23 protein-coding genes are annotated in these 24,575 nt (G+C 71.4%); 10 read left to right on the forward strand and 13 right to left on the reverse strand.

Annotated elements, in window-relative coordinates:
* Positions 1-193 precede the first annotated feature (193 nt).
* The gene (locus C6W10_RS01835) at positions 194-2,569 is read left to right on the forward strand and encodes a M64 family metallopeptidase (protein WP_107256058.1); all 2,376 of its coding nucleotides are present in this window, start codon (positions 194-196) and stop codon (positions 2,567-2,569) included.
* A 70-nt stretch (positions 2,570-2,639) separates the two neighbouring features.
* Here the strand turns inward: C6W10_RS01835 and C6W10_RS01840 are convergent, their stop codons facing one another.
* Positions 2,640-3,491, reverse strand: coding sequence for an SAM-dependent methyltransferase (locus C6W10_RS01840; RefSeq protein ID WP_199853252.1), 852 nt, complete (start codon positions 3,489-3,491; stop codon positions 2,640-2,642).
* A 95-nt stretch (positions 3,492-3,586) separates the two neighbouring features.
* Complete coding sequence (locus tag C6W10_RS01845) at positions 3,587-4,390, reverse strand: hypothetical protein (protein WP_234361569.1); 804 nt, start codon at positions 4,388-4,390, stop codon at positions 3,587-3,589.
* 392 nt (positions 4,391-4,782) lie between these two features.
* Between C6W10_RS01845 and C6W10_RS01850 the strand changes: the two genes are divergently transcribed.
* The 4 genes from C6W10_RS01850 (at position 4,783) to C6W10_RS01865 (ending at position 8,904) form a co-directional block, all read left to right on the forward strand.
* Complete coding sequence (locus tag C6W10_RS01850; protein WP_234361856.1) at positions 4,783-5,244, forward strand: (2Fe-2S)-binding protein; 462 nt, start codon at positions 4,783-4,785, stop codon at positions 5,242-5,244.
* Complete coding sequence (locus C6W10_RS01855) at positions 5,241-6,218, forward strand: xanthine dehydrogenase family protein subunit M (protein ID WP_107256059.1); 978 nt, start codon at positions 5,241-5,243, stop codon at positions 6,216-6,218. Before C6W10_RS01850 ends, C6W10_RS01855 begins: the two co-directional genes overlap by 4 nt.
* The gene (locus tag C6W10_RS01860) at positions 6,215-8,431 is read left to right on the forward strand and encodes a xanthine dehydrogenase family protein molybdopterin-binding subunit (RefSeq protein ID WP_107256060.1); all 2,217 of its coding nucleotides are present in this window, start codon (positions 6,215-6,217) and stop codon (positions 8,429-8,431) included. The genes C6W10_RS01855 and C6W10_RS01860 overlap by 4 nt, the downstream gene beginning before the upstream one ends.
* A 122-nt stretch (positions 8,432-8,553) precedes the next feature.
* Positions 8,554-8,904, forward strand: a complete 351-nt coding sequence (locus tag C6W10_RS01865) for an MmcQ/YjbR family DNA-binding protein (protein WP_107256061.1) — start codon at positions 8,554-8,556, stop codon at positions 8,902-8,904.
* Positions 8,905-9,051: 147 nt separating this feature from the next.
* Here the strand turns inward: C6W10_RS01865 and C6W10_RS01870 are convergent, their stop codons facing one another.
* Positions 9,052-10,539 carry an MFS transporter gene (locus tag C6W10_RS01870; RefSeq protein WP_234361570.1) on the reverse strand — a complete coding sequence of 496 codons (1,488 nt, stop codon included), beginning with the start codon at positions 10,537-10,539 and terminating at the stop codon, positions 9,052-9,054.
* A 386-nt stretch (positions 10,540-10,925) separates the two neighbouring features.
* On the opposite strand from C6W10_RS01870, the gene C6W10_RS01875 reads away from it, so the two are divergent.
* Entirely contained in the window at positions 10,926-11,516 is a 591-nt protein-coding gene (locus C6W10_RS01875; RefSeq protein ID WP_107256063.1) for a TetR/AcrR family transcriptional regulator, read from the forward strand.
* 99 nt (positions 11,517-11,615) lie between these two features.
* On the opposite strand, the gene C6W10_RS01880 is transcribed toward C6W10_RS01875, so the two are convergent.
* The 3 genes from C6W10_RS01880 to C6W10_RS01890 all read right to left on the reverse strand — a co-directional run bounded on the left by C6W10_RS01880 (position 11,616) and on the right by C6W10_RS01890 (position 14,839).
* Positions 11,616-11,945: a multidrug efflux SMR transporter gene (locus C6W10_RS01880; protein ID WP_107256064.1), complete on the reverse strand. Its 330-nt coding sequence runs from the start codon at positions 11,943-11,945 to the stop codon at positions 11,616-11,618.
* A gap of 325 nt (positions 11,946-12,270) precedes the next feature.
* A complete protein-coding gene (locus C6W10_RS01885) occupies positions 12,271-13,578 on the reverse strand; it encodes a polysaccharide lyase family 1 protein (RefSeq protein ID WP_199853834.1) in 1,308 nt (435 codons plus the stop codon).
* A 442-nt stretch (positions 13,579-14,020) separates the two neighbouring features.
* Positions 14,021-14,839, reverse strand: a complete 819-nt coding sequence (locus C6W10_RS01890; RefSeq protein WP_107256065.1) for a phosphotransferase family protein — start codon at positions 14,837-14,839, stop codon at positions 14,021-14,023.
* 68 nt (positions 14,840-14,907) lie between these two features.
* On the opposite strand from C6W10_RS01890, the gene C6W10_RS37830 reads away from it, so the two are divergent.
* Entirely contained in the window at positions 14,908-15,678 is a 771-nt protein-coding gene (locus tag C6W10_RS37830) for a hypothetical protein (protein ID WP_199853835.1), read from the forward strand.
* On the opposite strand, the gene C6W10_RS01900 is transcribed toward C6W10_RS37830, so the two are convergent.
* Genes C6W10_RS01900 through fabG form a run of 3 tightly spaced genes read right to left on the reverse strand, consistent with a single transcriptional unit; the run spans position 15,638 to position 18,068 of the window.
* Positions 15,638-16,114: a MaoC family dehydratase gene (locus tag C6W10_RS01900; RefSeq protein ID WP_107256066.1), complete on the reverse strand. Its 477-nt coding sequence runs from the start codon at positions 16,112-16,114 to the stop codon at positions 15,638-15,640. The genes C6W10_RS37830 and C6W10_RS01900 overlap by 41 nt on opposite strands.
* Entirely contained in the window at positions 16,111-17,283 is a 1,173-nt protein-coding gene (locus C6W10_RS01905) for an acyl-CoA dehydrogenase family protein (RefSeq protein ID WP_107256067.1), read from the reverse strand. The genes C6W10_RS01900 and C6W10_RS01905 overlap by 4 nt, the downstream gene beginning before the upstream one ends.
* A gap of 26 nt (positions 17,284-17,309) precedes the next feature.
* Positions 17,310-18,068, reverse strand: coding sequence for a 3-oxoacyl-ACP reductase FabG (gene fabG, locus C6W10_RS01910; RefSeq protein WP_107256068.1), 759 nt, complete (start codon positions 18,066-18,068; stop codon positions 17,310-17,312).
* Positions 18,069-18,264: 196 nt separating this feature from the next.
* On the opposite strand from fabG, the gene C6W10_RS01915 reads away from it, so the two are divergent.
* Positions 18,265-18,945: a TetR/AcrR family transcriptional regulator C-terminal domain-containing protein gene (locus C6W10_RS01915; protein WP_107256069.1), complete on the forward strand. Its 681-nt coding sequence runs from the start codon at positions 18,265-18,267 to the stop codon at positions 18,943-18,945.
* A gap of 117 nt (positions 18,946-19,062) precedes the next feature.
* Here the strand turns inward: C6W10_RS01915 and C6W10_RS01920 are convergent, their stop codons facing one another.
* Positions 19,063-19,806 carry a GH25 family lysozyme gene (locus C6W10_RS01920; RefSeq protein ID WP_107256070.1) on the reverse strand — a complete coding sequence of 248 codons (744 nt, stop codon included), beginning with the start codon at positions 19,804-19,806 and terminating at the stop codon, positions 19,063-19,065.
* A 93-nt stretch (positions 19,807-19,899) separates the two neighbouring features.
* On the reverse strand, positions 19,900-20,280 hold the full coding sequence (locus tag C6W10_RS38320) for a hypothetical protein (protein WP_234361571.1): 381 nt from the start codon (positions 20,278-20,280) through the stop codon (positions 19,900-19,902).
* Between the two features lie 467 nt (positions 20,281-20,747).
* Between C6W10_RS38320 and C6W10_RS01930 the strand changes: the two genes are divergently transcribed.
* Both C6W10_RS01930 and C6W10_RS01935 read left to right on the forward strand, forming a co-directional pair.
* The gene (locus tag C6W10_RS01930; RefSeq protein WP_107256071.1) at positions 20,748-21,614 is read left to right on the forward strand and encodes a helix-turn-helix transcriptional regulator; all 867 of its coding nucleotides are present in this window, start codon (positions 20,748-20,750) and stop codon (positions 21,612-21,614) included.
* Positions 21,614-21,835, forward strand: coding sequence for a DUF397 domain-containing protein (locus tag C6W10_RS01935; protein ID WP_107256072.1), 222 nt, complete (start codon positions 21,614-21,616; stop codon positions 21,833-21,835). The genes C6W10_RS01930 and C6W10_RS01935 overlap by 1 nt, the downstream gene beginning before the upstream one ends.
* Before the next feature lie 48 nt (positions 21,836-21,883).
* On the opposite strand, the gene C6W10_RS01940 is transcribed toward C6W10_RS01935, so the two are convergent.
* Both C6W10_RS01940 and C6W10_RS01945 read right to left on the reverse strand, forming a co-directional pair.
* On the reverse strand, positions 21,884-23,428 hold the full coding sequence (locus C6W10_RS01940; protein ID WP_107256073.1) for an alkaline phosphatase: 1,545 nt from the start codon (positions 23,426-23,428) through the stop codon (positions 21,884-21,886).
* Positions 23,429-23,631: 203 nt separating this feature from the next.
* On the reverse strand, positions 23,632-24,516 hold the full coding sequence (locus C6W10_RS01945) for a fructosamine kinase family protein (RefSeq protein WP_234361572.1): 885 nt from the start codon (positions 24,514-24,516) through the stop codon (positions 23,632-23,634).
* Positions 24,517-24,575: the final 59 nt, after the last annotated feature.

Raw genomic sequence — 24,575 nt, forward strand, 5'->3', positions numbered from 1 at the left:
TGTTAGTCGCCGGCCTTCCGGACGCTTCCGCCGAGGTCAACCGGGGTGTCGGTACGGCGGCGAATACTTGCGGCAGTTGATGGATGACCGGCGCCGACGCGGCGGGTTAGCCTGCCCCGATGATCTGTGCCGACCGTCGTCGTCCCGGGTCCGCGCCCGGAACCGACCACCCCCGATCCGGCAGGTGACATCGATGAGACTGACCGCGTCGAGAAGGCCGACATTCGCCACCCTCGCTGCGCTGGCCCTGGTGGCCGGGACGCTGAGCCTGGCCGAGCCCGGTCGGGCCGCCGCCGAGCCCGAGGTGGGCAGCGCCCGGCTCGTCCCGCTCCAGGTCACCGGCCCGGCCAGCGAGCGGCTCAACCTGATCCTGCTCGGCGACGGCTACACCGCGGCCGAGCTGCCGAAGTTCCACGCCGACGTGGACCGGCACATGAACGTGCAGTGGAGCATCGAGCCGTACCGCAGCTACCGCAACTACTTCAACGTCTACGTGATCGAGATCGTCTCCGGCGAGTCCGGCATCCGCTGCGACCCGGACGACGACCCGCCGGACCCGGACCGGATCACCCCGCTCGGGCTGCACTACGCGGACGGCTGCACCAACCCGCTCGCCCGGGGCATCACCTTCCAGCAGTACGGCACGCAGGCGCTGAACCGCTATCTCCAGCAGCTCGTCGCGCCGCTCGGGGTCACCGCCAGCAACCGGCAGATCCTGGCGATCGCCAACACCGACACGTACGGCGGGATCGGCGGCACCAACGCCACCACCTCCGGCGGCGCCCCGCAGGGGCCCCTGATCAGCCCGCACGAGCTGGGGCACTCGCTGGGGCAGCTCCAGGACGAGTACCCGTACTCGAACCGGCCCGACCCCGGCGGGCCGTACTGCACGGACGACTGCGCCGAGCCGAACTCGCGGCACCACACCCGGCTCACCGAGCAGCAGATGATCGACCAGCAGGCGAAGTGGTGGCGCTGGCTCGGCGAGGAGAGCGAGTCCGGCGGCACGATCGGCCGCTACGAGAGCGGCATGTACGCCACCTCCGGCGTCTGGCGGCCGAGCGAGCACTCCATCATGCGCTGGATCGGCTTCCACTACGACCAGGTCAGCCGGGAGATCATGACGCAGCGGATCTCCGGCCGCCGCGACACCAACGCGATGGCGCTCTCCGCCACCCCCACCGACCGGCCGGTCGGCCGCACCGACGTGCTCTGGGTGGAGACCCAGCATCCGGTCTACCACGAGCTGGACGTGCGCTGGACGGTCAACGGGGTGGCGGTGCCGGACACCAACAACAGCCGCAACCTCGACCTCGCCGACCTGGGCGTGCGGCCCGGCGACGTGGTACGGGTGACGGTCTCGGATCCGACCGGGTTCGTCCGGGACCCGGCGATCCGCAACGGGCCGGCGCTGACCCAGAGCCGGCAGTGGACGGTCGGCGCCGAGCCGAGCCCGCCGACCGAGGTGGCGGTGGCGTTCACCGCCTCGACCCCGACCGGCGACCGCGCGGTCGGCGGCCAGGACGTCGTCTACGTCGAGACGACCCACCCGGTCGACCGGGTCCTCGACGTCACCTGGCGGCTGGACGGCACGGTGCTGCCGAACCCGCACAACAGCCGCAACCTCGACCTGGGGGCGCTGCGGCTGGCCCCGGGCAGCTACCGGCTCACCGCCACGGTCACCGACCCGGCCGCCCCGGACGGTGACTCGGAGACCCGCACCTGGACGGTCGACAACGTCGAGGCGGGCACCACGGCGACGCTCTCCACGCCGGCCGCCACGCTGCCGGGCGAGACCCCGCACCACGTCTACTTCGAGCGCTTCACCATGGGGCTGGACCCGACCGACGACCGGCCCGGGTTCACCGTCGGCGAGTTCCGGCTCGACCGGGACGGCTGGTTCAACTACTTCGGCTGGCCGGACGCCCCGGCCGGTACGCCGTTCCTGTTCACCCCGACCGGCACGGTGGTGAAGTCGCTGGTCTACGGCAACCTCGGCTCGGGCGGCCTCTCCAAGGCGGTCTTCGAGGAGACCGAACCGGGTTACGGCACGCACACCGTGGAACACCGGGCGATCGACGCCGCCGGCAACATCGGCTCGGCGGACGAGTTCCGGGCCACCGTGCTGCCGGGTTCCGCGCCGGCCTGCACCCGGACGATCTCCGGCGCCCAGGCCGGCAACCTGACCGTCGCCAGCGGGGTGACCTGTCTGCGGGACGCCCGGGTGGCGGGCCGGATCACGGTACGCCCGGGTGCCTCGCTGGTCGTCTCCGGCGGGACGGTCGCGGGCGGGATCAGCGCCGACCGGGCCGCGGTGGTGCAGTTGCTCGGCACCACTGTCAGCGGATCGGTGCAGGTCAGCGGGACGACCGGGTCGGTGACGAGTGCCGGCAGTACGTTGCGCGGCGCGGTCCGGCTGACCGGCAACGCGGCCGGCGAACACGGGCTGGCGCTGGCCGGCAACCGGATCACCGGGGCGCTCTCCTGCACCGGCAACGGCCGGGTGGCCGACTTCGGGGCCCGCAACGAGATCCGTGGACTGCGGTCGGGTGACTGCGCCCGGCTCTGACCCGACCGGCTGACGCCCTGTGTGGTGGGACGGTGCTCCGGCATCGTCCCACCACGGCCGAGCCGGACCGTCAGGGTCGGCGCAGCACGCCGCCGTACTCGTAGAACCGGGTCTCCTCCGCGCCCTTGCCCAGGTAGGGCCGGAGCGCCTCGTCGACCGGCGCCAGCGGCGGCTGGGTCGGGTCCGGACGCCAGGTCTTCACGTTGACCAGCCCCGGCTCGACCGGCTCGAAGTCGCGGACGAACTCCGCCACCTCGTCGACCATGCGGTTCTTCCAGGTGATGCCCATCTTCTTCACCATCGCGTTGCCGGCGTCCACCCCGGCCTGGTCCGTGCCGGCCAACTGCGAGTAGCCCAGGTAGCTGTCCGGGGCCATCGCCTCGCGCAGCACCGCCAGCAGGTGGCGGATCTTGTCGTCGTCGACGATGGAGTGGGTCACCGAGAAGAGCAGCACCGCGACCGGCCGGGAAAAGTCGATCATCTCGCGGACGTCCTCGTCGGCCAGGATCTTCTCCGGCTCGGTGACGTCGGCGGCGATCACCCGGGTCGTCGCGTCGTCGGCCAGCAGCGCCCGCCCGTGCGCCAGCACGATCGGGTCGACGTCGACGTAGACCACCCGGGCGTCGGGCTGGAACTCCTGCGCCACCTGGTGCACGTTCGCCTGGGTCGGCAGCCCGCTGCCCAGGTCGAGGAACTGCGTGATGCCGAGGTCGCGGGCGAGGAATCGGACGGCCCGATAGAGGAAGAGCCGGTTCTCCCGGGTCACGTCCAGACTGGCCGGGTACTGCGAGTTGACGAACTGCACGGCCGCCCGGTCCACCGGGAAGTTGTCCTTGCCGCCGAGCGAATAGTCGTACATCCGGGCCGAGGTCGGGACGTCGATCGGGAAGGCGGGGTAGCCTCCGTCGTTTGGCGCGGTCACGAGATCAGCTCCGTACGAATCGAGGGGACGGAACACCAGGGTAGCGGTTCCGTCGACCCTCCCTTTGCGAGTGTCGGCCAGAGTGCGTGTCCCGCTCAGCGACCGCAGCCCACCCGGTGTGACGCCAGCGCGATGTCGTCGAGCCAGAGGTCGAAGTGGTCCGGGGTGGGACCGCCCTGGTAGAGCTGCCAGCCGATCTTCACCGTGTCGGCCTGCGGCAGGACGAAGTCGACCGGGTTGCCGCCGTGCTCGGTGGTGGTGACCGTCATCTCCGGCTGGGCGACGCCGTCGATCCAGACCGCGACCCGGTTGTCGGTTGCGTCCCACTGCCACTCGAAGCACTGCCAGCGGTCCTCGACGGTGGGTGCGGACTCCCGCCAGTTGGTCCAGTCACCGGTGGGGCCGCCGTCGGCACCGACACCCCAGTACGAGCCGCCGAGCGGTGGCGCCCACTGGCCGCCGATCGGGCGTACCACCTCGGCACTGCCCGACCCGGTCGCCTCGACCAGGGTGAAGTGGGCCCAGTCCGGCGCGGTCGGGAAGGCGTCCACCTTCAACCGGATCCGGCCGTAGAAGCTGTTGCCCGGCGCGGCGAAGTCGTCCACCTTGAGGAAGGCCCGGCCGTTGCCCTCGGTGTGCACCCGCAGCACCTTGTCGCGCCGCTGCCGCTCCACCGTCAGGGTGCCGTCCTTGGTGTCGATGCCCCAGGCCAGCGAGGCGGCGCCACCGGTGGGCAGCCGTTCGAAATCCTCGCAGAAGAGCAGCGTACGGGGACCGCAGCCGCCGTGGCCGCCACCGTGCCCGGCCGGGCCGCCGCCGGCCTGCGCGGCGCCGCCGCTGGCCAGCACCGCGGCGGCGGTGAGGAGGATGAGGGGAAACCGTTTCGTCAGCCGGACCATGGCGCAAGAGCATGACAGATATCGATGAATGGCGCCACCCGGTGCGACCGGTTCCGCACCCAACGCATCGACATCGACCATGTTCTTTGATTCACTGGGAGGCCCCGGCCGTGCTCCGGTGCCGCACCGCACCGCGCGTACCCGTACGTGCCCGCACCGGCCGGCGGCACGTGGCGGAGGTGTGTCTCATGAGCAGTGGGTCCGGATCGGACTCGCCCACGGTCGACGTCCCCACCCCGGGGGTGTCCCGGCGTGGAGTGCTGCACCGGACGGCGGTCGCGTCGGCCGGGCTGGCCGTCGGCGCGACCGCCGGGCCGGCGATCGGCGCCGGGCTGGCCGAACCCGCCGGGGCGGCGCCGGCACCCGAACCGGCCCGCGCCGCGACCGTCGAGATCACCCTGCTGGTCAACGGCCGCACCGAGCGGCTGCGGATCGACTCCCGGGTGACCCTGCTCGACGCGCTGCGCGAGCGGCTCGGGCTGACCGGCTCGAAGAAGGGCTGCGACCGGGGTCAGTGCGGCGCCTGCACGGTGCACGTCGACGACCGTCGGGTGCTCGCCTGCCTGACCCTGGCGGCGACTACCGCCGGCCGACGGGTCACCACCGTGGAAGGGCTGGCCGACGGCGACCAACTGCACCCGGTGCAGCAGGCGTTCATCGACTGCGACGCCTTCCAGTGCGGGTTCTGCACCTCGGGGCAGATCATGTCGGCGGTCGCGCTGCTCGACGAGGGGCACACCGGCTCCGACGACGAGATCCGCGAACACATGTCCGGCAACATCTGCCGCTGCGGGGCGTACGAGAACATCGTGGCCGCCGTCCGGACGGCCCGGCGCAGTGGGGCGGACCGATGAAGCCCTTCGACTACACGACCGCGCAGGACGTGTCGCAGGCGCTGGCCGGCGGCGGTGCCGGCACGGCGTACCTGGCCGGCGGGACCACGCTGGTGGACCTGATGAAGCTCGAGGTGATGACCCCGCGCCAGGTGGTGGACATCAACCGGCTGCCGCTGCGCGGCGTCTCCGCCGACCGGGACGGGCTGCACGTCGGCGCGCTGGAACGGATGAGCGACGTCGCCGGGCACCGGCTGGTGACCGCCGGCTACCCGGTGATCGCCCAGGCCCTGCTGCGCAGCGCCTCACCGCAGTTGCGCAACATGGCGAGCATCGGCGGCAACCTGCTGCAACGGGTCCGCTGCGGCTACTTCCGGGACACCAGCACCGGCTGCAACAAGCGCCAGCCCGGCTCCGGCTGCCCGGCCGTCGACGGCGAGAACCGCGGCCACGCGATCCTCGGCACCAGCGACTCCTGCGTCGCCACCCACCCCAGTGACCTGGCGGTGGCCCTGGTCGCGCTGGACGCCCGCGTCCGGCTGGTCGGCCGGGGCGGCACCCGGGACGTCCGGCTCGCCGACTTCTACCTGCTGCCCGGCGACACCCCGGAGCGGGAGCACGACCTGCGTCCGGGCGAACTGGTCACCCGGGTCACCGTGCCGCCGCTGCCCTGGGCCACCCGATCGGCGTACCTGAAGATCCGGGACCGGCAGTCGTACGAGTTCGCCCTCGCCTCGGCGGCGGTGGCGCTGGACCTGCGCGCTGGCGTGGTCCGGGACGTACGGGTGGCGGTCGGCGGGGTCGGCACCCGGCCCTGGCGGCTGCCGGCGGTGGAGGACGCGCTGCGCGGCAAGGCTGCCCGGCCGGAGGTGTTCGAGGCGGCCGCCGCCCTGGCGGTCGAGTCGGCCCGGCCGCTGGCGCACAACCGGTTCAAGACGACGCTGGTCCGGCGCACCATCGTGCGCGCCCTGACGAACCTGGTGGGGTCGAAATGAGCGGCGCTGCACGGACGGTCTCGGTCAACCGGGTCGACGGCCGACTCAAGGTCACCGGCGGCGCCCGGTACGCCGCCGACCAGCCGGTCGAACGGCTCGCCCACGGCTACCTGCTGGTCAGCACGATCGCCCGGGGCACCATCCGGGCGATGGACGTGGCCGCCGCCGAGGCCGCCCCGGGGGTACTCGCCGTCTACACCCCGTTCCGCTCGCTGGCGCTGCTCGGCACCGGCACCCCGTTCAGCGTCGGGCACAGTTGGCTGCCGTTGCAGGACACCGAGGTGCACTATCACGGCCAGGCGATCGGGCTGGTGGTGGCGGAGACGTTCGAGCAGGCCCGGGACGCGGCCGCACTGGTCCGGGCCGACTACGACGTACGGCCACCGGCGGTCTCGCTCGCCGACGGCATCCCCGGGGCCACCGACCCCGGCCCGATCACCGGCGAGCCGGCCCGACTGGAGTTCCTGGCCGACGGGGTCGGTTCGATCGACGAGGCGCTGGCGGCCAGCGAGGTGACCGTCTCCGGCACCTACCAGCAGCCGGGCAAGCACCACAGCGCGATGGAGCCGCACGCCTGCGTCGCCGCCTGGCAGGACGGCGCCCTGACCCTCTACACCGGCACCCAGAGCGCGTCGCTGACCGTCGGCGCGATGGCGGCGGCGCTCGGCGTCGAGGCGGCCAAGGTGCGGGTGGTCAGCCCGCACGTCGGGGGCGGCTTCGGCAACAAGATCGCCACCTGGGCGCATCCGCTGCTCGCCGCGGCTGCCGCGCGTACGCTGGGCCGGCCGGTGAAGGTGGTGCTGACCCGGGAGCAGACCTTCACGGTCAGCGGAAACCGCTCCGCCGTACGCCAGACGGTGAGCCTGGGTGCCCGCCGGGACGGCACGCTGGTCGCGATCAAGCACCAGGTCTGGTCCAGCCAGTCCGCCTCGGGCGGCATCTTCGAGAACTCGGCGCACACCACCTCGCGCTACCTCTACAAGACGGAGAACCTGCACCTCGACCAGAAGATCGTGACGCTGGACGTGCCGCCGCCGACCTGGATGCGGGCGCCCGGCCAGGAGTCCGGCTCCTTCGCGCTGGAGACCGCGCTCGACGAACTCGCCGCCGAGCTGCGGCTGGATCCGGTCGAGCTGCGGTTGCGCAACAGCGCCACGGTCTATCCGGGCCGGAACGTGCCGTGGTCCAGCAAGCACCTGGACGAGTGCTACCGGGTCGGCGCGCAGCGGTTCGGCTGGGCCCGGCGCAACCCGACGCCCGGTGCCGTCGTACGCGGCGAGTGGCTGGTCGGGATGGGGGTGGCCACCGCCAACTATCCCGGCGAGCGGTTCCCGGCCTCGGTGCAGGTGCGGTTCCGGCCCGACGGCGACGTCTCGGTCGCCAGCGCCACCGCCGACCTCGGCACCGGAATGTGGACGGTGCTGGCGGTGCTCGGTGCGGAGGCGCTCGGCCTGCCGGTCTCCCGGATCCGCAGCGACCTCGGCGACTCCACCCTCGCCGCCAACATCGGCTCGTTCGGCTCGGCCTCCACCGCGAGTACCGGCCCGGCGGTGGCCGCCGCCGCCGAGGCGGCGAAGACGGCGCTGATCACCCTCGCCGTGACCGACGAGCGGTCGCCGCTGCACGGGGTGCCCGCCGCCGACGTCCGGTACGACCGGGGTGAACTCGTCGCCCCCGACCGGCGGATCGGCTTTCCGGAGCTGCTCCGCGCGGTCGGGTCGGAGGGGGTCGAGGCGACCGGCAGCGCGGGTCCCGGCCCGGAGCACGGGCAGTACGCCTTCACCTCGTTCGGCGCGCACTTCTGCGAGGTACGGGTCAACCGGTTGACCGGTGAGCCCCGGCTGAGCCGGATGACCACGGTGATCGACGGCGGCGCGATCATCAACGCCAAGACCGCCCGCAGCCAGATCATCGGCGGCGTCATCTTCGGCATCGGCCAGGCGCTGCTGGAGGGTGCCGCCGTCGAGCCGGAGACCGGCCGGATCGCCAACGGCAACTTCGCCGACTACCTGCTGCCGGTCAACGCCGACGTACCCCCGATCGACGTGCATTTCCTCGACCACCCGGACCTGCTGTTCAACCCGCTCGGTGCCCGGGGGATCGGCGAGATCGGCACGGTCGGGGTCGCCGCCGCGATCGGCAACGCCGTCTACAACGCCACCGGGCGGCGGATCCGGGAGCTGCCGATCAGCCTGGACAAGCTGCTCGACTGAGCAGGGCACGTCGACCGGACGCGAATCCGAAAGGACGCTGGTTTCGCCAGGGACCCCACCGGGGTCGGCTCGTCTGCCAGGATGGGCGGATCATGCCCGATCCACCCACGGAGAGGAGACCGGTGACCTGGTCCGAGATGCTCGCCTACTGCCTGGCGAAGCCGGGTGCCTGGCAGGACGAGCCGTGGGAGGGCGACGTGGTGGCGAAGGTCGGGCCGAAGGTCTTCGCCTTCCTCGGCCAGGAGTCGCGGTCCAGCGTCGGCGTCAAGTGCGGCCCGAACCGGGAGGTGGCCGACGAGTGGCTGCACCGGTTTCCGGACGACGCGTCGGTGATGGCCTACATAGGGCGGTCCGGTTGGAACACCCTGCGGCTCGGTGCGGGGATCCCCGACGACGAACTGCGGGAGGCGGTGGACGCCTCCTATTCGGCGGTCGTCGCCAAGCTGCCCAAACGCGACCGCCCGACGACCTGACCCGCCGCAGCTCGCAGCGGGAGGCCGCCGGGCGGGGTCGCGGCGGGTCAGTCGTCGGGCGGTCGCAGCAGCTCAGCCGTCGGGCGGTCGCAGTGGCTCAGCCGTCGGGCGGTCGCAGCGGCTCAGCCGTCGGGCGGTCGCAGCGGCTCAGCCGTTGGCGGGGGCGGGCAGCGCCGGTCCGGGGAACCCGGCGGGCAGCGGTGCGTCGGCCGGTACCGGCTGCTCGGTCTCGGCCCGGCGGCGTTCGCGGACGGCACGGCGACCGGAGGGCACCAGCAGGGCCGCCACCATGGCGGCCAGGGAGAGCACGGTGAGCATCGCGAAGCCGTGGGTGAAGCCGGCCTCCCGGGGCAGCCCGCTCGGCTGCGGGTTCGCGGTGACGACGCTGCTCATCACCGCCGCGCCGATCGCGCCGCCGATGGTGCGGATGTTGGCGTTCATTCCGGTCGCGGCCCCGGTCTGGCTGGCCGGGACGTTCCGGACCACCAGGTTGGTCATCGAGGAGAAGGCGAGCCCGATGCCGAGGCCGAAGAGGCCGGCGGCGAAGCCGATCTGCCAGCGCGCGTCGTGGGCGACCACCAGGGAGGCGCCGGAGAGGGTACTGAGTGCGGTGCCGGTGGCGAGTTGGGCCCGGGCGCTGAACCTCGGCTCCAGCCGCCCGCTGACCAACCCGGCCACGAACATGGTGACCAGCATCGGCAGCATCAGCAGGCCGGCGGCGGTGATGCTGGCGCCGAACCCGTACCCGGCGCTCGTCGGGGCCTGCACGAACTGCGGCAGGAAGGCGTAGATGGCGAACATGGCCGCGCCGTAGAGCAGCGCCACGAGGTTGGTGGTCCAGACGCCGGGGTGGCGCATCATCCGCATGTCGATCAGCGGGTTGGCCGAGCGGCTCTCCAGTACGACCCAGCCGAGCAGGCCGGCGACGGCCAGGGCCAGCAGGCCGAGTACCCGGCCGGAGCCCCAGCCCCACTCGGGGGCCTTGCTGACCCCGAGCAGGAGCGCGACCAGCCAGCCGGCCAGGAGTACGGTGCCGGGCCAGTTGATCCGTCCGGGGGTGCGCACCGGTGACCGGGGTACGAACAGGTACGCCGCCAGCGCGGTCGCCGCGACGACGATCAGCGGAATCCAGAACAGCCAGCGGTAGTCGAGCGCGGCGACGATCGGCCCGGCCGTCACCACGCCGAGCCCGCCGCCCACGGCGATGATCGCCGACATCGCGCCGATGGCCGAGGACATCCGGCTGGCCGGGAACTCGTCCCGGATGATCCCGAACGAGAGCGGGAAGACGGCGCCACCGACGCCCTGCACCACCCGGGCCACCAGCAGTACGCCGATGTTCGGGGCGAGCGCGGCGACCAGCGAGCCGGCGGCGATGGCGGCCAGCGAGACGACCAGCATGCGTTCCTTGCCGACCATGTCCCCGATCCGGCCCAGGATCGGCGTGAAGATCGACGCAGACAGCAGGTACGCGGTCAGCACCCAGGTGACGGTGTTCGGCGAGGTGTGCAGGTCGTGCTGGATCGTCGGTAGTACCGGGCTGATCAGCGACTGCAACATCGCGAAGAAGCCGGCGCCGGCGGCGAGGACGGCGAAGGTCGCCCGCCGGGAGGCGGGGCGGATGAACCGGGTCACGGATGGAACTCCCATGTGTTGGTGCTTCGAGGCCCGATCGGGGATCGGAGGCCGGCCGGGCTCACCGGTCGACGGTCCGCCCGTCGGCTGGGCGTGGGTCCGTGCGCCCTGGGTGCTTCGGCCCGGTGTAGCGCGTCGTCCGGTCGATCGCGCTGCCGGGCCCACCCGAGGTAGGCACTGCCGGGCCAACCCGAGGTAGGCGGCGCCGTCGGACCCGCCCGAGGTAGGCACTGCCGGGCCAACCCGAGGTAGGCGGCGCCGTCGGACCCGCCCGAGGTACGGTATGCGGAGGCACGACTCCGGTATTGGCGTTCCGGAGGGGTGCCTCCGCATAAACGTAGCGGAGGGGTACCTCCGCTTGCAACCGGGACGGGGTGACGTGTGCCATGACCAGCTCCGGTTCGACGCCCGCGAACCTCGCCGGCCGGCCCAGACGGGCGGATGCGCGGCGAAACCGCCAGGCCCTGGTCTCGGCCGCCCAGGAGGTGTTCGCCGAGCACGGCGCGGCCGGTTCGCTGGAGGAGGTCGCCCGGCGGGCGGGGGTCGGCATCGGCACCCTCTACCGACACTTCCCCACCCGGCGGGACCTCTTCGAGAGCCTCTATCTCGACGAGGTCGAGGCGCTCGCCCGCACCGCCACCGAGCTGGCCGACCAGCCACCCTGGGAGGCCCTCGCCGGCTGGCTGCGGCGGTTCGTCGGATACACCGTGACGAAACGGGCGCTCGCCGAGGAGCTGTCACACGATTCGGAGTTCTTCCAGAGCTGCCGGATCGAGATCTACGCGGCCGGCGAGCCGCTGCTGGCCCGGGCCCAGGCCGCCGGGGTCGTCCGGGCGGACGTGAGTTTCGACGACACGGTACGGCTGCTCAGCGGGATCACCAAGGTCCAGTACACCGATCCGGGGCAGTTGGAGCGGGTGCTCGGGGTCGCCCTCGACGGCCTGCACGCCCCCGGCTCCGACCAGCCCGGCAGATAACACTCCGGCTGCGGGATCGGTGGGTGCGGGACCGGCGGGCCGACGGGGGTCGCGCGGGTCAGCGCCGGGCCACCCGACGACGCGGCAGGCGGCGGACGGTCAATGTGTCATCCCTCCGCCCACGTTGAGCACCACCACTCCGGCGACGATGAGGCCGATTCCGGCGATCTTGGTCAGGGTGATCGGCTCGCCGAGGAAGGTGGCGCCGATCGCGACGATCGCCGCCGTACCGAGGCCGGACCAGATCGCATAGGCGACGCCGACCGGCACCTGCCGGACCGCCTGGGAGAGCGCCACGAAGGAGACCAGGTAGCCGGCGAGGCAGGCCACCGTCGGCCAGAGCCGGGTGAACCCGTGGGTCGCCTTGAGGGTACTGGTCGCGAAGACCTCGGCACCGATCGCCACGAACAGGAACAGGTAGGCGAGCATGACATTCCTCCCGGCCGGTCTTGCCCAAGGTACTAGCCAGGCAGGCGTCGGAGTCGGGTAGCTGGGTCAGGTTGGACTGCGGGTAGAGGTCGCCTCTCGGCTGGCAGCCCTGCTAAGACGGAAGCCGCTGGCCATCGTCTGTTCCATGATCCTCCGCCACGTCACCGTTGACCCTGCCGACTCGTACCAACTGGCGACGTTCTGGAGCAGCGCGACTGGATGGCCCATATCGGACGTGGAGGAGCCGGGTGACGACGAGGTGCTCATCGTCGACCGATGGCACCAGTAATTCTCTCGGATCGATAGAGCGCCGTGCCGGGAACGGTCAGCGGGCCAGGCTGTTCAGGTACCGCTCGACGTTGGTGTAACCGTCCGCGCCGTAGTCGTCGCCGTCGGCGGCGTTCGCCGGGTTGAGCCCGGCAGACCGCTCCCAGACGTCCGGCATGCCGTCCCGGTCGCCGTCGGCCGGGACGGTGCCGCCGGCTAGCGTCCCGAACCCGCCCACGGCGGCGGGGTCGGTGATGATCGCACCCGTCTGGCGGGTCAGTTCGGCGATCAGCCGACGGTCGACGGCGTCCCGGCGCAGGGCGGCGCCGGCCTGCTCGACGACCGCCGCGTGCGCCGCCGCCGCCGAGGACGTCGGTACGGCCGGGAACGCGAACGGTACCGGCTCCACCACGACGGTGCCGAGGTCTGCCGTGGTCGTGGCCCGGCCGTCCAGGGTGCCGTCCCTGTCCTCGTCGTAGTAGTTGCCGGCCGCGTAGATGTGGAAGTTCAGATTGCCCCGGGTGAACGGGCCGCCGGAGCCGGTCGACGGGCCCTTGACGAAGTAGTTGCCGATGACGTTGGCGTCGCTGCGACCGGCCGAGTCCCCCTCGATGTACGCGTCGGAACCCCAGTTGTAGACGACGTTGTTGACGAACTGGTTGCGGCCCTTGACCTTGGGGTTCCGGGTCTTGTTGTGTGCGTACAGGTTGCGGTAGAGGGTCACCCCGTCGCTCTGGATCAGTCCGCCGCAGGAGTGCGGGTCGAGCCCTTCGGAAATGATCGAGTTCTGCACGGTGATGTTCGTGCTGCTGTTGATGGAGAAGTTCTCGTCCCGCCCCCAGGACACCGACACGTGGTCGAAGATCTGGTTGCTGCCCTCGTTGATGGTGATGCCGTCGCGGTTCTGGTTCGGCGTCAACCCGTGCCGGAACCGCATGTAGCGGACGATCACGTTGTCCGCGTTGGAGAGCGACACCTGGTATCCCCGGGTCGCGACGCCGTCGCCCGGCGCGGTCTGCCCGGCCACGGTGATGTTGCTCTTGATGCTCAGCGGCGAGGCCAGGTCGATGTACCCGCCGACGTCGAACACCACGATCCGGGGGCCCTGGCTGACCGCGTCCCGAAACGAGCCGGCACCGGAGTCGTTGAGGTTCGTCACGTGGTAGACCGCACCACCCCGCCCACCGGTCACGGCGGCGCCGAACCCGACCGCGCCGGGGAAGGCCGGCGCCGCCGCCAGCGTCCCGGGCTGCTCGGCCCGTGCGGCGGCGGGCGGGGCGGCAGTCGACGACACCGGGGTGGCGGCCAGCATCACCGCTGTCCCGTAGCACACGAGCAGGGTGCGGGTGCGGGCTCCTCGCGACACGACACTCTCCCTGACAAACGTCGAAGGGCTTCGATATTGAAAGGTATCAAGCCTTCTTCCGGCAGGTCAACGCCCCGGAACCCGCCGACGTCCGGACAGGGTGCCGGTCGGAACGGTCCCGTCGCCGCGACACCGGTCCGACCCGTCGGTGTTCAGATCCAGACGTCGACGGCGCCCGCCCACCCTGGTCACAGGCCCGGCCCCATGCGCCCTGGTCACACCCCTCCACCATCATCTGGCGCCAGCCGAGCGCGGCCGGCGCCCGATTCTGTCTCCGCTCGTACCGGTGCGAAGGCGGACGACAGCAATGGCCCACCCCACCACAGCGCCACGACCGAGGAGCCGCCGCCCGTGCGCGCCACCCAACTGGGAGGCGTACGCTCCGTGGCCTGCCTCCTGCGTCGGCCGACGTCCGAGTGTGCCGATGACGGGACTCGGTAACTTACCGGGCCGCCTCCCGGAGTTCGCTCAGCCACTCGATGCCGAGGCTCTGGCCGTCGGGGAATTGGTCCTCACGATCCCAGCGCCAGGTAGTGATCATCGCCAGCATGAGGGTCCGGCAATCTCGGAGCAGGTGGTGATCGACGCCCGGGTAAGAATTTCCGACCTCGTCGGGTGCGTGGGCCAGGTCAAACTCGATCGGCCCCCGGCAGCACGTCTCGAAGTCGATGAAGAGCAGGCCGATCGGGGTCGAGAGCAGGTTGCCCGGGTGAGGTTCGCCGTGCAGCAGTTGTTCGGCTCGGCCGCTATCGCCGACCGTTTCGCGCAGGCGGTCCAACGTGCCGGCGAGAAAATTCCGGTCCGCGTCGGCTAGCTTCGGCGTTCGGTCGTGGTCCGCCACGAGCGTCTGGGCCTCGGAAACCCGGTCCGTGAAGTGCGGGGTGGGCAGGTCGACCCGGCGCATTCCGGCGTGCAGACGTTCGAGCGCTCTGGCGTAATCCGCGGGTGGGATCGCTTGAGTAGTCACCGGTTCGTAATAGGTCCACAGAGTGACCACGTAGTCGTCCCAGACGAAGACCTCGGGTGCTTCCAGCGCGGCCACCGGGCTCCCGACCTCGAACAGTCGCTTAGCGATATCCACTTCAAGCTGGGCGCACTGGTGCGCCGCCGGTGCCACCTGTGCCAGCACGTCGCAGGGCTGCAGACGCAGGGTGAGCTTGTTCGAGTTGTGCAGGACTGCGGCGTCGTAGGCGGTCAGGCCGAGCGATGAGGCGATCGACATGGCTGCCTGTGTTGCCCGCCGGGCCGCATGCGCCTGCATCGGAGCACCGTAACTCAGCGCTTTCGGCGCAGCAGCGCCATTCGGTCCCCCTGCGGCCGGAAGCCCGCGTGACCAGCACGGTCGACGTCACCACCACCGAGCTGGCTATCCACTGCGACGACGGCACCCGCACCATCCGACGCATCACCAAGCAACCCCTCACCCAGACCGAAGCCCGCCGACCCGCAAACAGCATCCAGTCACCGCATGACAACGAGCCAGCCTCCCGGGCCGGCGAATGTTTCAATCTGCACGTGGAAGAGCAGGAGATCTGGTTGCAGCGCCTACCCGCCGAGGTCAGAACCCAGGCACGACAGTTGGCAGCCGTACTGGAAGAACTCGGCTGCGCCGACCCCCACGGGTGGACCCGTTCCGAGATCGAGGAGAACCTTCCGCAGCTTGCCCGCTACCGATTCCTACGCACACTCTGGCCACAGATGATCGACAGCTGGCACGACGGGGCCCTCGATGCGGGAGCAAGCCAGCCCGATCTCACCCAGCTAGCCCGAGCCGTGGCCTACGAAACAGTGTTCGCGATGTTCCAGCACCTCGGCGACGACGAGCGGGCCACCGCCGAGGTCCCGTCCTGGACGCTGGCCGAGATCAGCCGCACCGGTCACATCACCGGACGACAACTCGACGGCCTCCACGAAGACCTCCTCGCCCTCGACCCCCCTCCGGCCGAGAAGGCCAGGACCTCTGGAGTTAGTAACAACCCCGCAAGGTCGACCCGAGCGCACAGATCACCTGTCAAACATCAGCTGGCACTGGGCAGCAGGGCAGGACCGAGAACCGCAGCTAGGGCGCGCCCAGCTCCTCCTCGGCGTAGAGCCGGGTGACGGTCTCGGCGACGCAGCAGGGCTTGCCGCCCCGCTCCGGCTCGACGGTGACCCGGAGGACCACCTGCGCCCCGCCACCGGCGACCGGATCCACCTGGAGCAGTTCCGCGCCGGCCCGAACCGCGTCCCCGGTACGCAGCGGCGCGGGGAAACGCACCCGGTTCAGCCCGTAGTTGATCGCCAGCCGGATCCGCTCGACCCGGTAGAGCTGACCGACCAGCACCGGCAGCAGGGAGAGGGTGAGGAAGCCGTGCGCCACCGTCGTCCCGTACGGGCCGGTGGCCGCCCGCTCCGGGTCGACGTGGATCCACTGGTGGTCCCCGGTGGCGTCGGCGAACGCGTTCACCCGGTCCTGCTCGATCCGGTGCCACGGGCCGGGGCCGAGCTGCTCGCCGACCGCCCCGGCGAGTTCGGTGAGGGAGGCGAAGGTCCTCATTCCAGATGCCCTCCGAGCTTGGTGTAACCGCGGAGCAGGTCCCGCGAGATGATGAGCCGTTGCATCTCGTCCGTGCCCTCGAAGATGCGCAGCAGCCGGACCTGCCGGTACCAGCGTTCGATCGGCAGTTCCCGGGTGTAGCCCATGCCGCCGTGGATCTGCATCACCCGGTCGACCACCCGGTTGACCATGCCGGCGCCGTAGAGCTTCGCCATCGAGGTGGCGTGCCGGGAGTCGCTACCGGTGTCGACGGTCCAGGCGGCCCGGAGCACCAGCCAGCGGGCCGCCTCCAGCTCGGTCTCCGAGTCGGCGATCATCCACTGGATCGCCTGGTTGGCGCCGATCGGCTTGCCGAAGGTCTGCCGGGTGTTGGCGTACTCGATCGCCATCCCGAGGGCGCGTTCGGCGATGCCGAGGGCGTGCGACGGGATCAGGTAGCGTCCCTTGCCGATCCAGCGCATGCCGAGGGCGAAGCCCTGGCCCAGCTCGCCGAGGATGTTGCGGTGCGGCACGCGTACGTCGTCGAAGACCAGCGACGCCGGCCCGCCCTCCCCCATCGTCTGGATGGGTTCGGAGGTCCAGCCCATCGCCCGGTCCACCAGGAACGCGGTCGCGCCGCCCTCGTGCACCTTGCGGTCCGGGTCGGTCACCGCGACGACGATGGCGAAGTCCGCGTCGTTGCCGTTGGTGATGAAGGTCTTCTCGCCGCGCAGCACCCAGTCGTCGCCGTCGCGCCGGGCCCGCAGCCGGATGTTGGCCACGTCCGAGCCGGCGCCCGGTTCGGTGATGGCGAAGCAGGAGATCCGGTCGCCCTCGATGGTGGGGATCAGGAACTCCTCGCGCTGCGCCGCGTCGGCCTCGAAGAGGATGTTGTCCGCCTCGCCGCCGAACCGGAACGGTACGAAGCTGCGCCCGATCTCGGTCCAGATCAGCGACTGGGTGACGGCGGGCAGCGCCATCCCGCCGTACTCCTCGGGGGTGTCCAGGCCCCAGAAGCCGAACGCCTTCGCCTTGAGCTGGAGTTCCCGCAGCTCGTCGCGGCGCAGTCCGGGCTGGTGGGCGCGTTCCCGGCGCAGCACCTCCGACTCCAGCGGCATCACCTCGTTGCGGATGAACGCCCGGGCGGTGTCCCGGATCGCCCGCTCCTCGTCACCGAGCGAGAAGTCCATGGTGTCGTCCTCTCCCCGAGCAGCGGTTAGCGTGCGCCGCCGTTGACGTAGAGCGTCTGGCCGCTGACGTAGGAGGCGTCGTCGCTGGCCAGGAAGGCGATCACCGCCGCGACCTCCTCCGGCTGGCCGACCCGGCGCAGCGGGGTCTGCTCGGCCGCGTACTTCTGGTGCTCGGCGGGGGTGGCGCCGACCCGCTCGGCGGTGGCCGCGGTCATCGCGGTGGCGATGTAACCGGGTGCGACGGCGTTGACGGTGATGTCGAAGGGGCCGAGTTCGATCGCCAGGGTGGCGGTGAGCCCCTGCACCCCGGCCTTGGCCGCCGCGTAGTTGACCTGGCCCCGGTTGCCGAGCGCGGAGCGGCTGCTGAGGTTGACGATCCGGCCGTACTTCGCCTTCACCATGTGCCGCTGCGCCGCCTGGCAGCAGTGGAACATGCTGGTCAGGTTGGTGGTGATCACCGCGTCCCACTCGTCGGCCGGCATCTTGAACAGCAGGTTGTCCCGGGTGATCCCGGCGTTGTTCACCAGCACGTCGAGCCGGCCGTACGCCGCGACGACCTCGTCGAAGGTGGCCGACACCGCCGCGCCGTCGGTGACGTCGCAGCCGTACCCGCTGGCTTTTCCGCCGGCCTGGACGATCTCGTCGGCGGTCTGCCGCGCCCGCTCGGCGGCCAGGTCGACGACGGCCACGGTGGCGCCCTCGGCGGCCAGTCGCCGCGCGGTGGCCGCACCGATCCCCTGGGCCGCCCCGGTGACGACGGCGACCCGGTCGGCGAATCTGCCCACGTTGCACTCCTCGCTGGTGACTTCGGGTGACCGGGAGCGCGTCTCCGAGCGGAGCGCCGCCCTGCCGGCAACCCGGGCCGGCGGTGTCCCGGCCGTTGCCCGCTAAACTAGCGCTGGAAGTTTTCCCGCGCCAGTCCCCCACCCGACCCCCCAGCCAATGGCCCGTCCATAGCCCCGAGCAGGAGGGCGACCGAGCATGCCGCGACCTCGTCAGGCCCTGTTGAGCCGGCAGCGGATCGTCGAGGCCGCCGCCGCGCTGATCGACGCTGAGGGGCTGACGGCGCTCTCCACCCGCCGCCTGGCGACCGAACTCGGGGTACGCGGCCCGTCGCTCTACAACCACTTCGCCACCAAGGACGAGATCCTCGACGCGGTCGCCGACGCCATCACGGCAGAGGTCGACGTCTCCTACTTCGCCAGCCACGACTGGCGGGACGCGCTGCGGCTCTGGGGGCACTCCTACCGGCGGGCGCTCGCCGCGCACAGCAACATCGTGCCGTACCTGGCCCAGGGGCCGGGGCGGCGGCCGGCGGCGCTGGCGATGGCGGACGCTGTCTACGGGGGGCTGGTCAGGGCGGGCTGGCCGCCGGCCCGGGCCACCCACATCGGCGCGCTGATGCGCTATTTCGTCGCCGGTTCGGCGCTCGGCTCGTTCGCCCGGGGCTTCGTCGAGGACCCGCGGCTCTACGCCGCGCATCCGCACCTGGGTCAGGCACACCGGCTCGCCGAGCACCAGCGCAGCGTCGACGAGGGCGCCTTCGCGCTCGGCCTGGACGCCCTGATCGACGGTCTGGCCCGGACCTACGAGCGGATCGTCGGCCCGCTGCCACCGCTGCCGGAAACACCGCTGCCGGAAACACCGCTGTCGGAAAGCTGACCGGCGTCCCCGTCGCGGCCGGGGGTTCGCCGCGACGGGGACGCCGATCCGCTTGGCTGTCAGGTGTTGTTGGCCAGGGCCTTGGCTGTCAGGTGTTGTTGGCCAGGGCCTTGGCTGTCAGGTGTTGTTGGCCAGGGCCAGCAGCCGGTCCCGGGCGCCGTTGAACCAGTCCCGGTCCACCGCGCCGGAGATCCCCGGCACGCTGCCGGTCGAGGTGTACTGCCACATCGTGTAGAAGCCCCAGCCGGCGGGCAGGGCGCCCGGCGCGCTCGCCCAGCGGGCGATCCACAGCGGACTCGTACCGGCGAAGCCGGAGTAGTTGCCGGTGCAGCTGCTCCACCAGCTCGTGGTGGTGTAGATGACGGCGTGCCGGCCGGTACGCGCCCGGTAGGTGTTCAGGAAGTCGCGGATCCAGGCGACCATGCCGCTCTGGGAGAGCCCGTGGCAGCCGGCCTCCAGGTCGAGCGCGCCGGGCAGGGTGAGGTTGTCCGCCGACCAGGCACCGCCGTTGCTGGCGAAGTAGTTGGCCTGGGCGGCGCCGCTGGAGGCGGCCGGGCGGGCGAAGTGGTAGGCGCCCCGGATCACCCCGGCGGCGTGCGCGGCCGGATAGTTGGTGTTGAACCGCGAGTCCTTGAAGGTGGTGCCCTCGGTGGCCTTGATGTAGGCCCACTGGATGCCGGCGTTGCGCACGCTGGTCCAGTTGATCGCGCCCTGGTAGTGCGACACGTCGATGCCGGGGGTCGTCGCGGCCTGGGCGGGGCCGGCGGTGACCGCGAGGGTGGCGGCGACCAGCGCGGCCACGGTGAGCACGGAGCTGAGCAGGTGGCCCGGGCGGGTGGCCCGGCGTCCGGAGTCGCTCATCGATCCTCCCGATGGGGGTATGGAGGGTATCGACGCCCATAGTTGAAGATATCTGTCTATGATCGCAAGAGGTTTCGTAGTTAATTTTCCCGATCAGTCCGCCGGCTCGGCGGCGCAGGGCCCGTCGTGGTCGGCCCGCGATGCGCAGCGGCGACCACCGGGCAACAGCAGGTCACAGCAAACCCGATGGTGTACGTGCGGCGCGTCCTCCGCGCAAACCGTGGCCCGCCCCGCCTCGATCTCCGGCAGGAAACCGATCGACCGGGCGAGCGCGTACGCCAACTCGACCGCCCCGGCGAGGTCGGCACTGGTCGCCGGGAGGCGGATCAGATACCGGGGTGCCGCCCCGTCCCGCCCGCCGGATGCCGGTGCCGCATCCCGGGGCGACGGATCGAGGACCCGGTCGGCGATCTGGTTCGGTGGCGTACGGCGCCGCCCCGGCACCGGGCCGCCGATCGTTCGCAACAGGCGCATCGGACTCACGCTGATTCCTCTCCGCAGAACTGTCCGGCATTGGAAGGGGCGACCCGGCCCGATTGCCGAGCGGGCCGGGTCGCCCCGCCCTGACACCGCAGCCTTTCCGGCGGTACGGCACCAGGGCTGTCCGAGTGTGGATCGGTCGATTGAGTAATGCTCGGGGTCGCGCCCCGCCACCTTTCCGTGATAGGTATTCGGCAAGTCGGTTCGGAGCCGGGGTCGTGACCCGATCCCGACGCTCTAGTGGAGACCCGACGAGGTCCGGTAGTGCGGCTGCCACCCGCGACGCCCGCCCTCGTCACCTTCTCGGCTGTTGGCCCAGCCGCGGTTGCCGTGCTTGCACCGGAGTTTCCCGGGGGCCGGTGATCACCCTTCACCCGGAGACCACGTTTCCAGCGGCTCCGGGATTGGTGCAAGAGACACCAATTCCCTGACTGCGGCCAATCGCGTCCGAAAGGTGGATCATGCCGACGAGAAACGAATCCTTCGTGCAGACCCTGCGTGCCCAGTGGCTCGGGCAGCAGATGCGCCAGTTGCGCGAGCAGCGCGGCTTCACCCTGAAACGCGCCGCCGAATTCCTGGAGCGCGACTACTCCTCGGTCGCCCGCTGGGAACGGGCCGAGTGGCCGTTCCGGCGTGGCGTGGTCGTCTCACTGCTCGACCTCTACGGCGAGCACGATCCGCGTACCCGGGCGCACCTCATCCAGCTCGCCGAGGACGCCTGGCGGACCGACCGGTGGGACGACGACTACGACGAGATCGTCGACGCCTCGTTCATCGACTTTCCCTGGCTGGAGACCCGGGCCGAGCAGATCTGTTCCTTCGACGCGATGCTGATGCCGGGCCTGATGCAGACCCCGGAGTACGCCGAGGCGGTGATCCGCAACGCCGAGGGGAAGCGGGCCACCCCGTTCTCGGTGGCGAAGTGGATGCAGTTGCGGCTGGATCGGCAGCGGGTGCTGGAGCCCGATTTCGGGGTCACCGTCTCGGCGGTGATCGACGAGAGCGTGCTGCGCCGCCCGGTCGGCGGCCCGGCGTTGATGCGCGGCCAACTGAAGCACCTCGGCGAGCTGCTGCGCCGGCCCAACGTGCAGGTCCGGGTCCTCCCCGCCACCGTCGGCCTACACCCCGGCCTCGACGGCTCATTCTGGCTGTTCAGGATGCCCAAGCCCTACCCCGAGGTCGCCTACGCCGAACACCTCGGCGGCCGGCTCTTCATGGAAGCGCCGAAATCCAAGCGGTATTCGGAGGCGTACGCTCGGTTGCAGCAGATGGCGCTCGACCCGGCCGGGTCGGCGAGGCTGATCGCGACGATCGCAGAGGAGCTGTGATGAGCGAGTCCCTGCCGGCGGTTGCCTGGCACATCAGCACGAAGAGCGCGAGCAACGGCGGGAGCTGTGTCGAGGCGGGTCCGCTGCTGGACGGCTCCGGCCGGGTCGCCGTACGGCACAGCAAGGCACCGGACGCGGCGGTGATCGTCTACACCCGACCGGAGTGGGACGCCTTCCTGGCCGGCGCCAAGGAGGGCGAGTTCGACTTCCCGCCCGCCTGATCCCGGCGCCCGACAGTCTCCACTCAGCCACTCGACGGCGCGGTCGGGTCAGAGCGGGACGGCACCGGGCCGCCCATCCTCCACCACGTACGACGCGAGCGTACGGACGTCCGCGTCGGGACTGGTCACCTGACCGCGCCAGCCCTCGGTGCGTACCGCCCGGACGTCGGTACGCCACCGCTGCCGGTCGAGCTGGCAGAGCAGGTAGCCGCGGTCGTACCCGGCGAAGTAGCGCACGTGCGGCATCTCGGCGGCGATCAGAGCCCGGGTCCCCGCCTCCTCCTCGGCGGTCGTACCGCGACTGCTGATCGCGGCGCCGGTGAACTCGGTCGCCACGGTGGGCGACCCGGGATCGTCGAAGTCGACCCTCAGGTCGCTGAAGATGTTGACGTGGATGTCACCGGAGAGCATCACCGGGTTGCGGACGCCCCGAACGGCGATCGTGTCGAGCAGCCGCGCCCGGCTCTCCGGGTAGCCGTCCCACTTGTCCGCCGAAAAGGTCTGACCGGGGCCGGGCTGGTAGTCGAAGCGGGCCATCAGGACCTGTGCGGTGGTGACGTTCCACCGGGTGCCGGCGTTGGCGAGGCTTCCGGTCAGCCATGCCTCCTGCGCGGCGCCGAGCATGTCTCCCGGGGCGCGGTAACTGCGGGTGTCGGTGATGTTGAGCCGGAGCAGGTCGCCCACGGTGAGGCTGCGGTAGAGCCGGAACTGCGGGCCGGGGCGGGCGGCGGGGCGCAGCGGCAGGTGTTCGTAGTACGCCTGCCGGGCCGCGGCCAGCCGGGCGGCGAAGACGGGATCGGCGGCCTGGCCGCCGCCCCAGTTCGGGGCGACCTCGTGGTCGTCCCAGGTGAGTGCCCAGGGCACCGCCGCGTGCGCCTGCTGCAACTGCGGGTCGGTCTTGTAGAGGGCGTGCCGCAGCCGGTACTGCTCCAGCGTGTGCGGCTCGGCCCGGACCGGTTCCGGCGGCAGCGCGGCGCGGGCATAGCCGGGGGTGTCCTCGGTCCCCTGCGGGGAGATCTCGCCCCCGTAGAGGTAGTCGCCGAGGTGCAGGACGAGGTCGATCGCCTCCTCGGCGATGTGCCGGTAGCCGGCGTAGTAGCCGTTCTGCCAGTCCTGACAGGAGACCACCGCGAACCGGTACGCCGAGGGTGCCGAGCCGTACCCCGGAAGCGTGCACGCCCGCCCCGCCGGACTGATCCGGCCGCCGACCCGGAACCGGTAGTGGTACGGCCGGTGCGGCGCCAGTCCGGTGACCTCGACATGCACCGAGTGCGCCCAGTCGGCGACCGCGGTCGTGGTGCCGCTGCGGACGATTCGGCGGAATCCGGCGTCCTCGGCGACCTGCCACTGCACCCGCACCGGCCCCGGCGGCATGCCCCCGCCCGGTTCCAGGGGCTCAGGCGCGAGCCGGGTCCAGAGCACGAACCCGTCCGGCGCGGGGTCCCCGGAGGCGACGCCGAGGGTGAACAGCTCCGCCGGCACGGTCGGCCGCACCCGGCGGGTCGATGCCGCCGCCGGTCGTCCCGCCGCCGCCACCAGACCGGCCGCGGTACCCGCGACGAGTACGCCCCGCCGGGTCAGCTTGGAAGTCATGACCGGCACGGTAGCCGCGCTATCTAGATAGCACAACCATCTAGCATTCAGGCCGAGGCTGCGCACCAAACCACGACGGACCGGACCAGACCAGACCGGAGCACGATCGACGGCGGCGGCCCGCGCCAACGCCGCGTCAGCCGCGCGTCGGCGACTCCGCTGCTCTCGGTGATCGGCCGCTGCTCTCGGTGATCGGCCGCTGCTCAGGCTCGGGTCCGGAACGGGGCGAGGGTGCCCCGGATCTGGTCGCCCGCGCCCCAGTCGTCGTCGAACTGGGCCAGTACGGCGAGGTGCTGGCGAAGCTGGACGATCGGCATCCGGGCCTGCCAGTCGGCATCGAGGGAGGTCAGCTCGGCATAGACGTCGAAGAACCGTTTCGCCTCGGGCGGCGGCGAGGTGGACCAGACGTGGGCGAGGTCGACCTCGGCCCACATGTAGGAGACCGCCGGATCGATCAGCGCCGGCCGCCCGTCCGGAGTGGCCAGGACGTTCTGTGCCCACAGGTCGCCGTGGGTCAGGCAGGCCGGCCGCTCCGGCAGCAGGTCGGGCAGCCGGTGGCAGAGCCGCTCCAGCGCCGCCCGGTCGTCGCGGTCGAGTGCCGCCTCGACGCGTGGCTCCCCGAGCCAGCGAAGCAGCCGGTGCTCGGCGAAGAACGCGAAGCCGTCGTCATGCCAGGTGTTGAGCTGCCGGCGGCGGCCCAGCCAGTTGTCGCGGTGCCAGCCGAAGCGCGGATGGATCGTACTCGCGTGCAGGCGGGCGAGCATGTGCGCGAACCGCTCCCAGAAGGTCTCGCTGCGCGGCCTCGGCCGCAGCACCGACAGGACCAGCAGTTCCCGGTCCGCCAAGACCACCTCGGGGGTCGCCACGCCGCCCAGCTCGCGCAGCGCGGCCAGCCCCTCGGCCTCGGTGACGAAGACGTCGTCGGCCGGCGCCTCGGCGAACGCCTTGACGAAGACCGGCGGCGCGTCCCGGCGGGTGGCGATGCCGGCGAGCGCCGCCACCCCACCCGTCGCCGGCTCCACCGTGACGACGTCCCGCATCCCGGCCCGGAGCATGCACTCCAGCAGGTACGTCGCCGAGCGCGTCACGACAGGCTCCTCCTTGTCCGGATGCTTGTCCGGGTGCTTGTCCGCAAGATCTTATGTGA

The sequence above is a fragment of the Plantactinospora sp. BB1 genome (assembly GCF_003030385.1).
In the GTDB taxonomy this organism is placed as follows: Bacteria; Actinomycetota; Actinomycetes; order Mycobacteriales; family Micromonosporaceae; genus Plantactinospora.

Bases quoted from the DNA above. Each gene is read 5' to 3' on its own strand.
- C6W10_RS01930 (WP_107256071.1), top strand. From the start codon at position 20,748: ATGCCGACGAGAAACGAATCCTTCGTGCAGACCCTGCGTGCCCAGTGG.
- C6W10_RS01920 (WP_107256070.1), bottom strand. From the start codon at position 19,806: ATGAGCGACTCCGGACGCCGGGCCACCCGCCCGGGCCACCTGCTCAGC.
- C6W10_RS01905 (WP_107256067.1), bottom strand. From the start codon at position 17,283: ATGGACTTCTCGCTCGGTGACGAGGAGCGGGCGATCCGGGACACCGCC.
- C6W10_RS38320 (WP_234361571.1), bottom strand. From the start codon at position 20,280: ATGCGCCTGTTGCGAACGATCGGCGGCCCGGTGCCGGGGCGGCGCCGT.
- C6W10_RS01900 (WP_107256066.1), bottom strand. From the start codon at position 16,114: ATGAGGACCTTCGCCTCCCTCACCGAACTCGCCGGGGCGGTCGGCGAG.
- C6W10_RS01940 (WP_107256073.1), bottom strand. From the start codon at position 23,428: ATGACTTCCAAGCTGACCCGGCGGGGCGTACTCGTCGCGGGTACCGCG.
- C6W10_RS01935 (WP_107256072.1), top strand. From the start codon at position 21,614: ATGAGCGAGTCCCTGCCGGCGGTTGCCTGGCACATCAGCACGAAGAGC.
- C6W10_RS01915 (WP_107256069.1), top strand. From the start codon at position 18,265: ATGCCGCGACCTCGTCAGGCCCTGTTGAGCCGGCAGCGGATCGTCGAG.
- C6W10_RS01890 (WP_107256065.1), bottom strand. From the start codon at position 14,839: ATGCAGGCGCATGCGGCCCGGCGGGCAACACAGGCAGCCATGTCGATC.
- C6W10_RS01860 (WP_107256060.1), top strand. From the start codon at position 6,215: ATGAGCGGCGCTGCACGGACGGTCTCGGTCAACCGGGTCGACGGCCGA.
- C6W10_RS01880 (WP_107256064.1), bottom strand. From the start codon at position 11,945: ATGCTCGCCTACCTGTTCCTGTTCGTGGCGATCGGTGCCGAGGTCTTC.
- C6W10_RS01835 (WP_107256058.1), top strand. From the start codon at position 194: ATGAGACTGACCGCGTCGAGAAGGCCGACATTCGCCACCCTCGCTGCG.
- C6W10_RS01845 (WP_234361569.1), bottom strand. From the start codon at position 4,390: ATGGTCCGGCTGACGAAACGGTTTCCCCTCATCCTCCTCACCGCCGCC.
- C6W10_RS01875 (WP_107256063.1), top strand. From the start codon at position 10,926: ATGACCAGCTCCGGTTCGACGCCCGCGAACCTCGCCGGCCGGCCCAGA.
- C6W10_RS01855 (WP_107256059.1), top strand. From the start codon at position 5,241: ATGAAGCCCTTCGACTACACGACCGCGCAGGACGTGTCGCAGGCGCTG.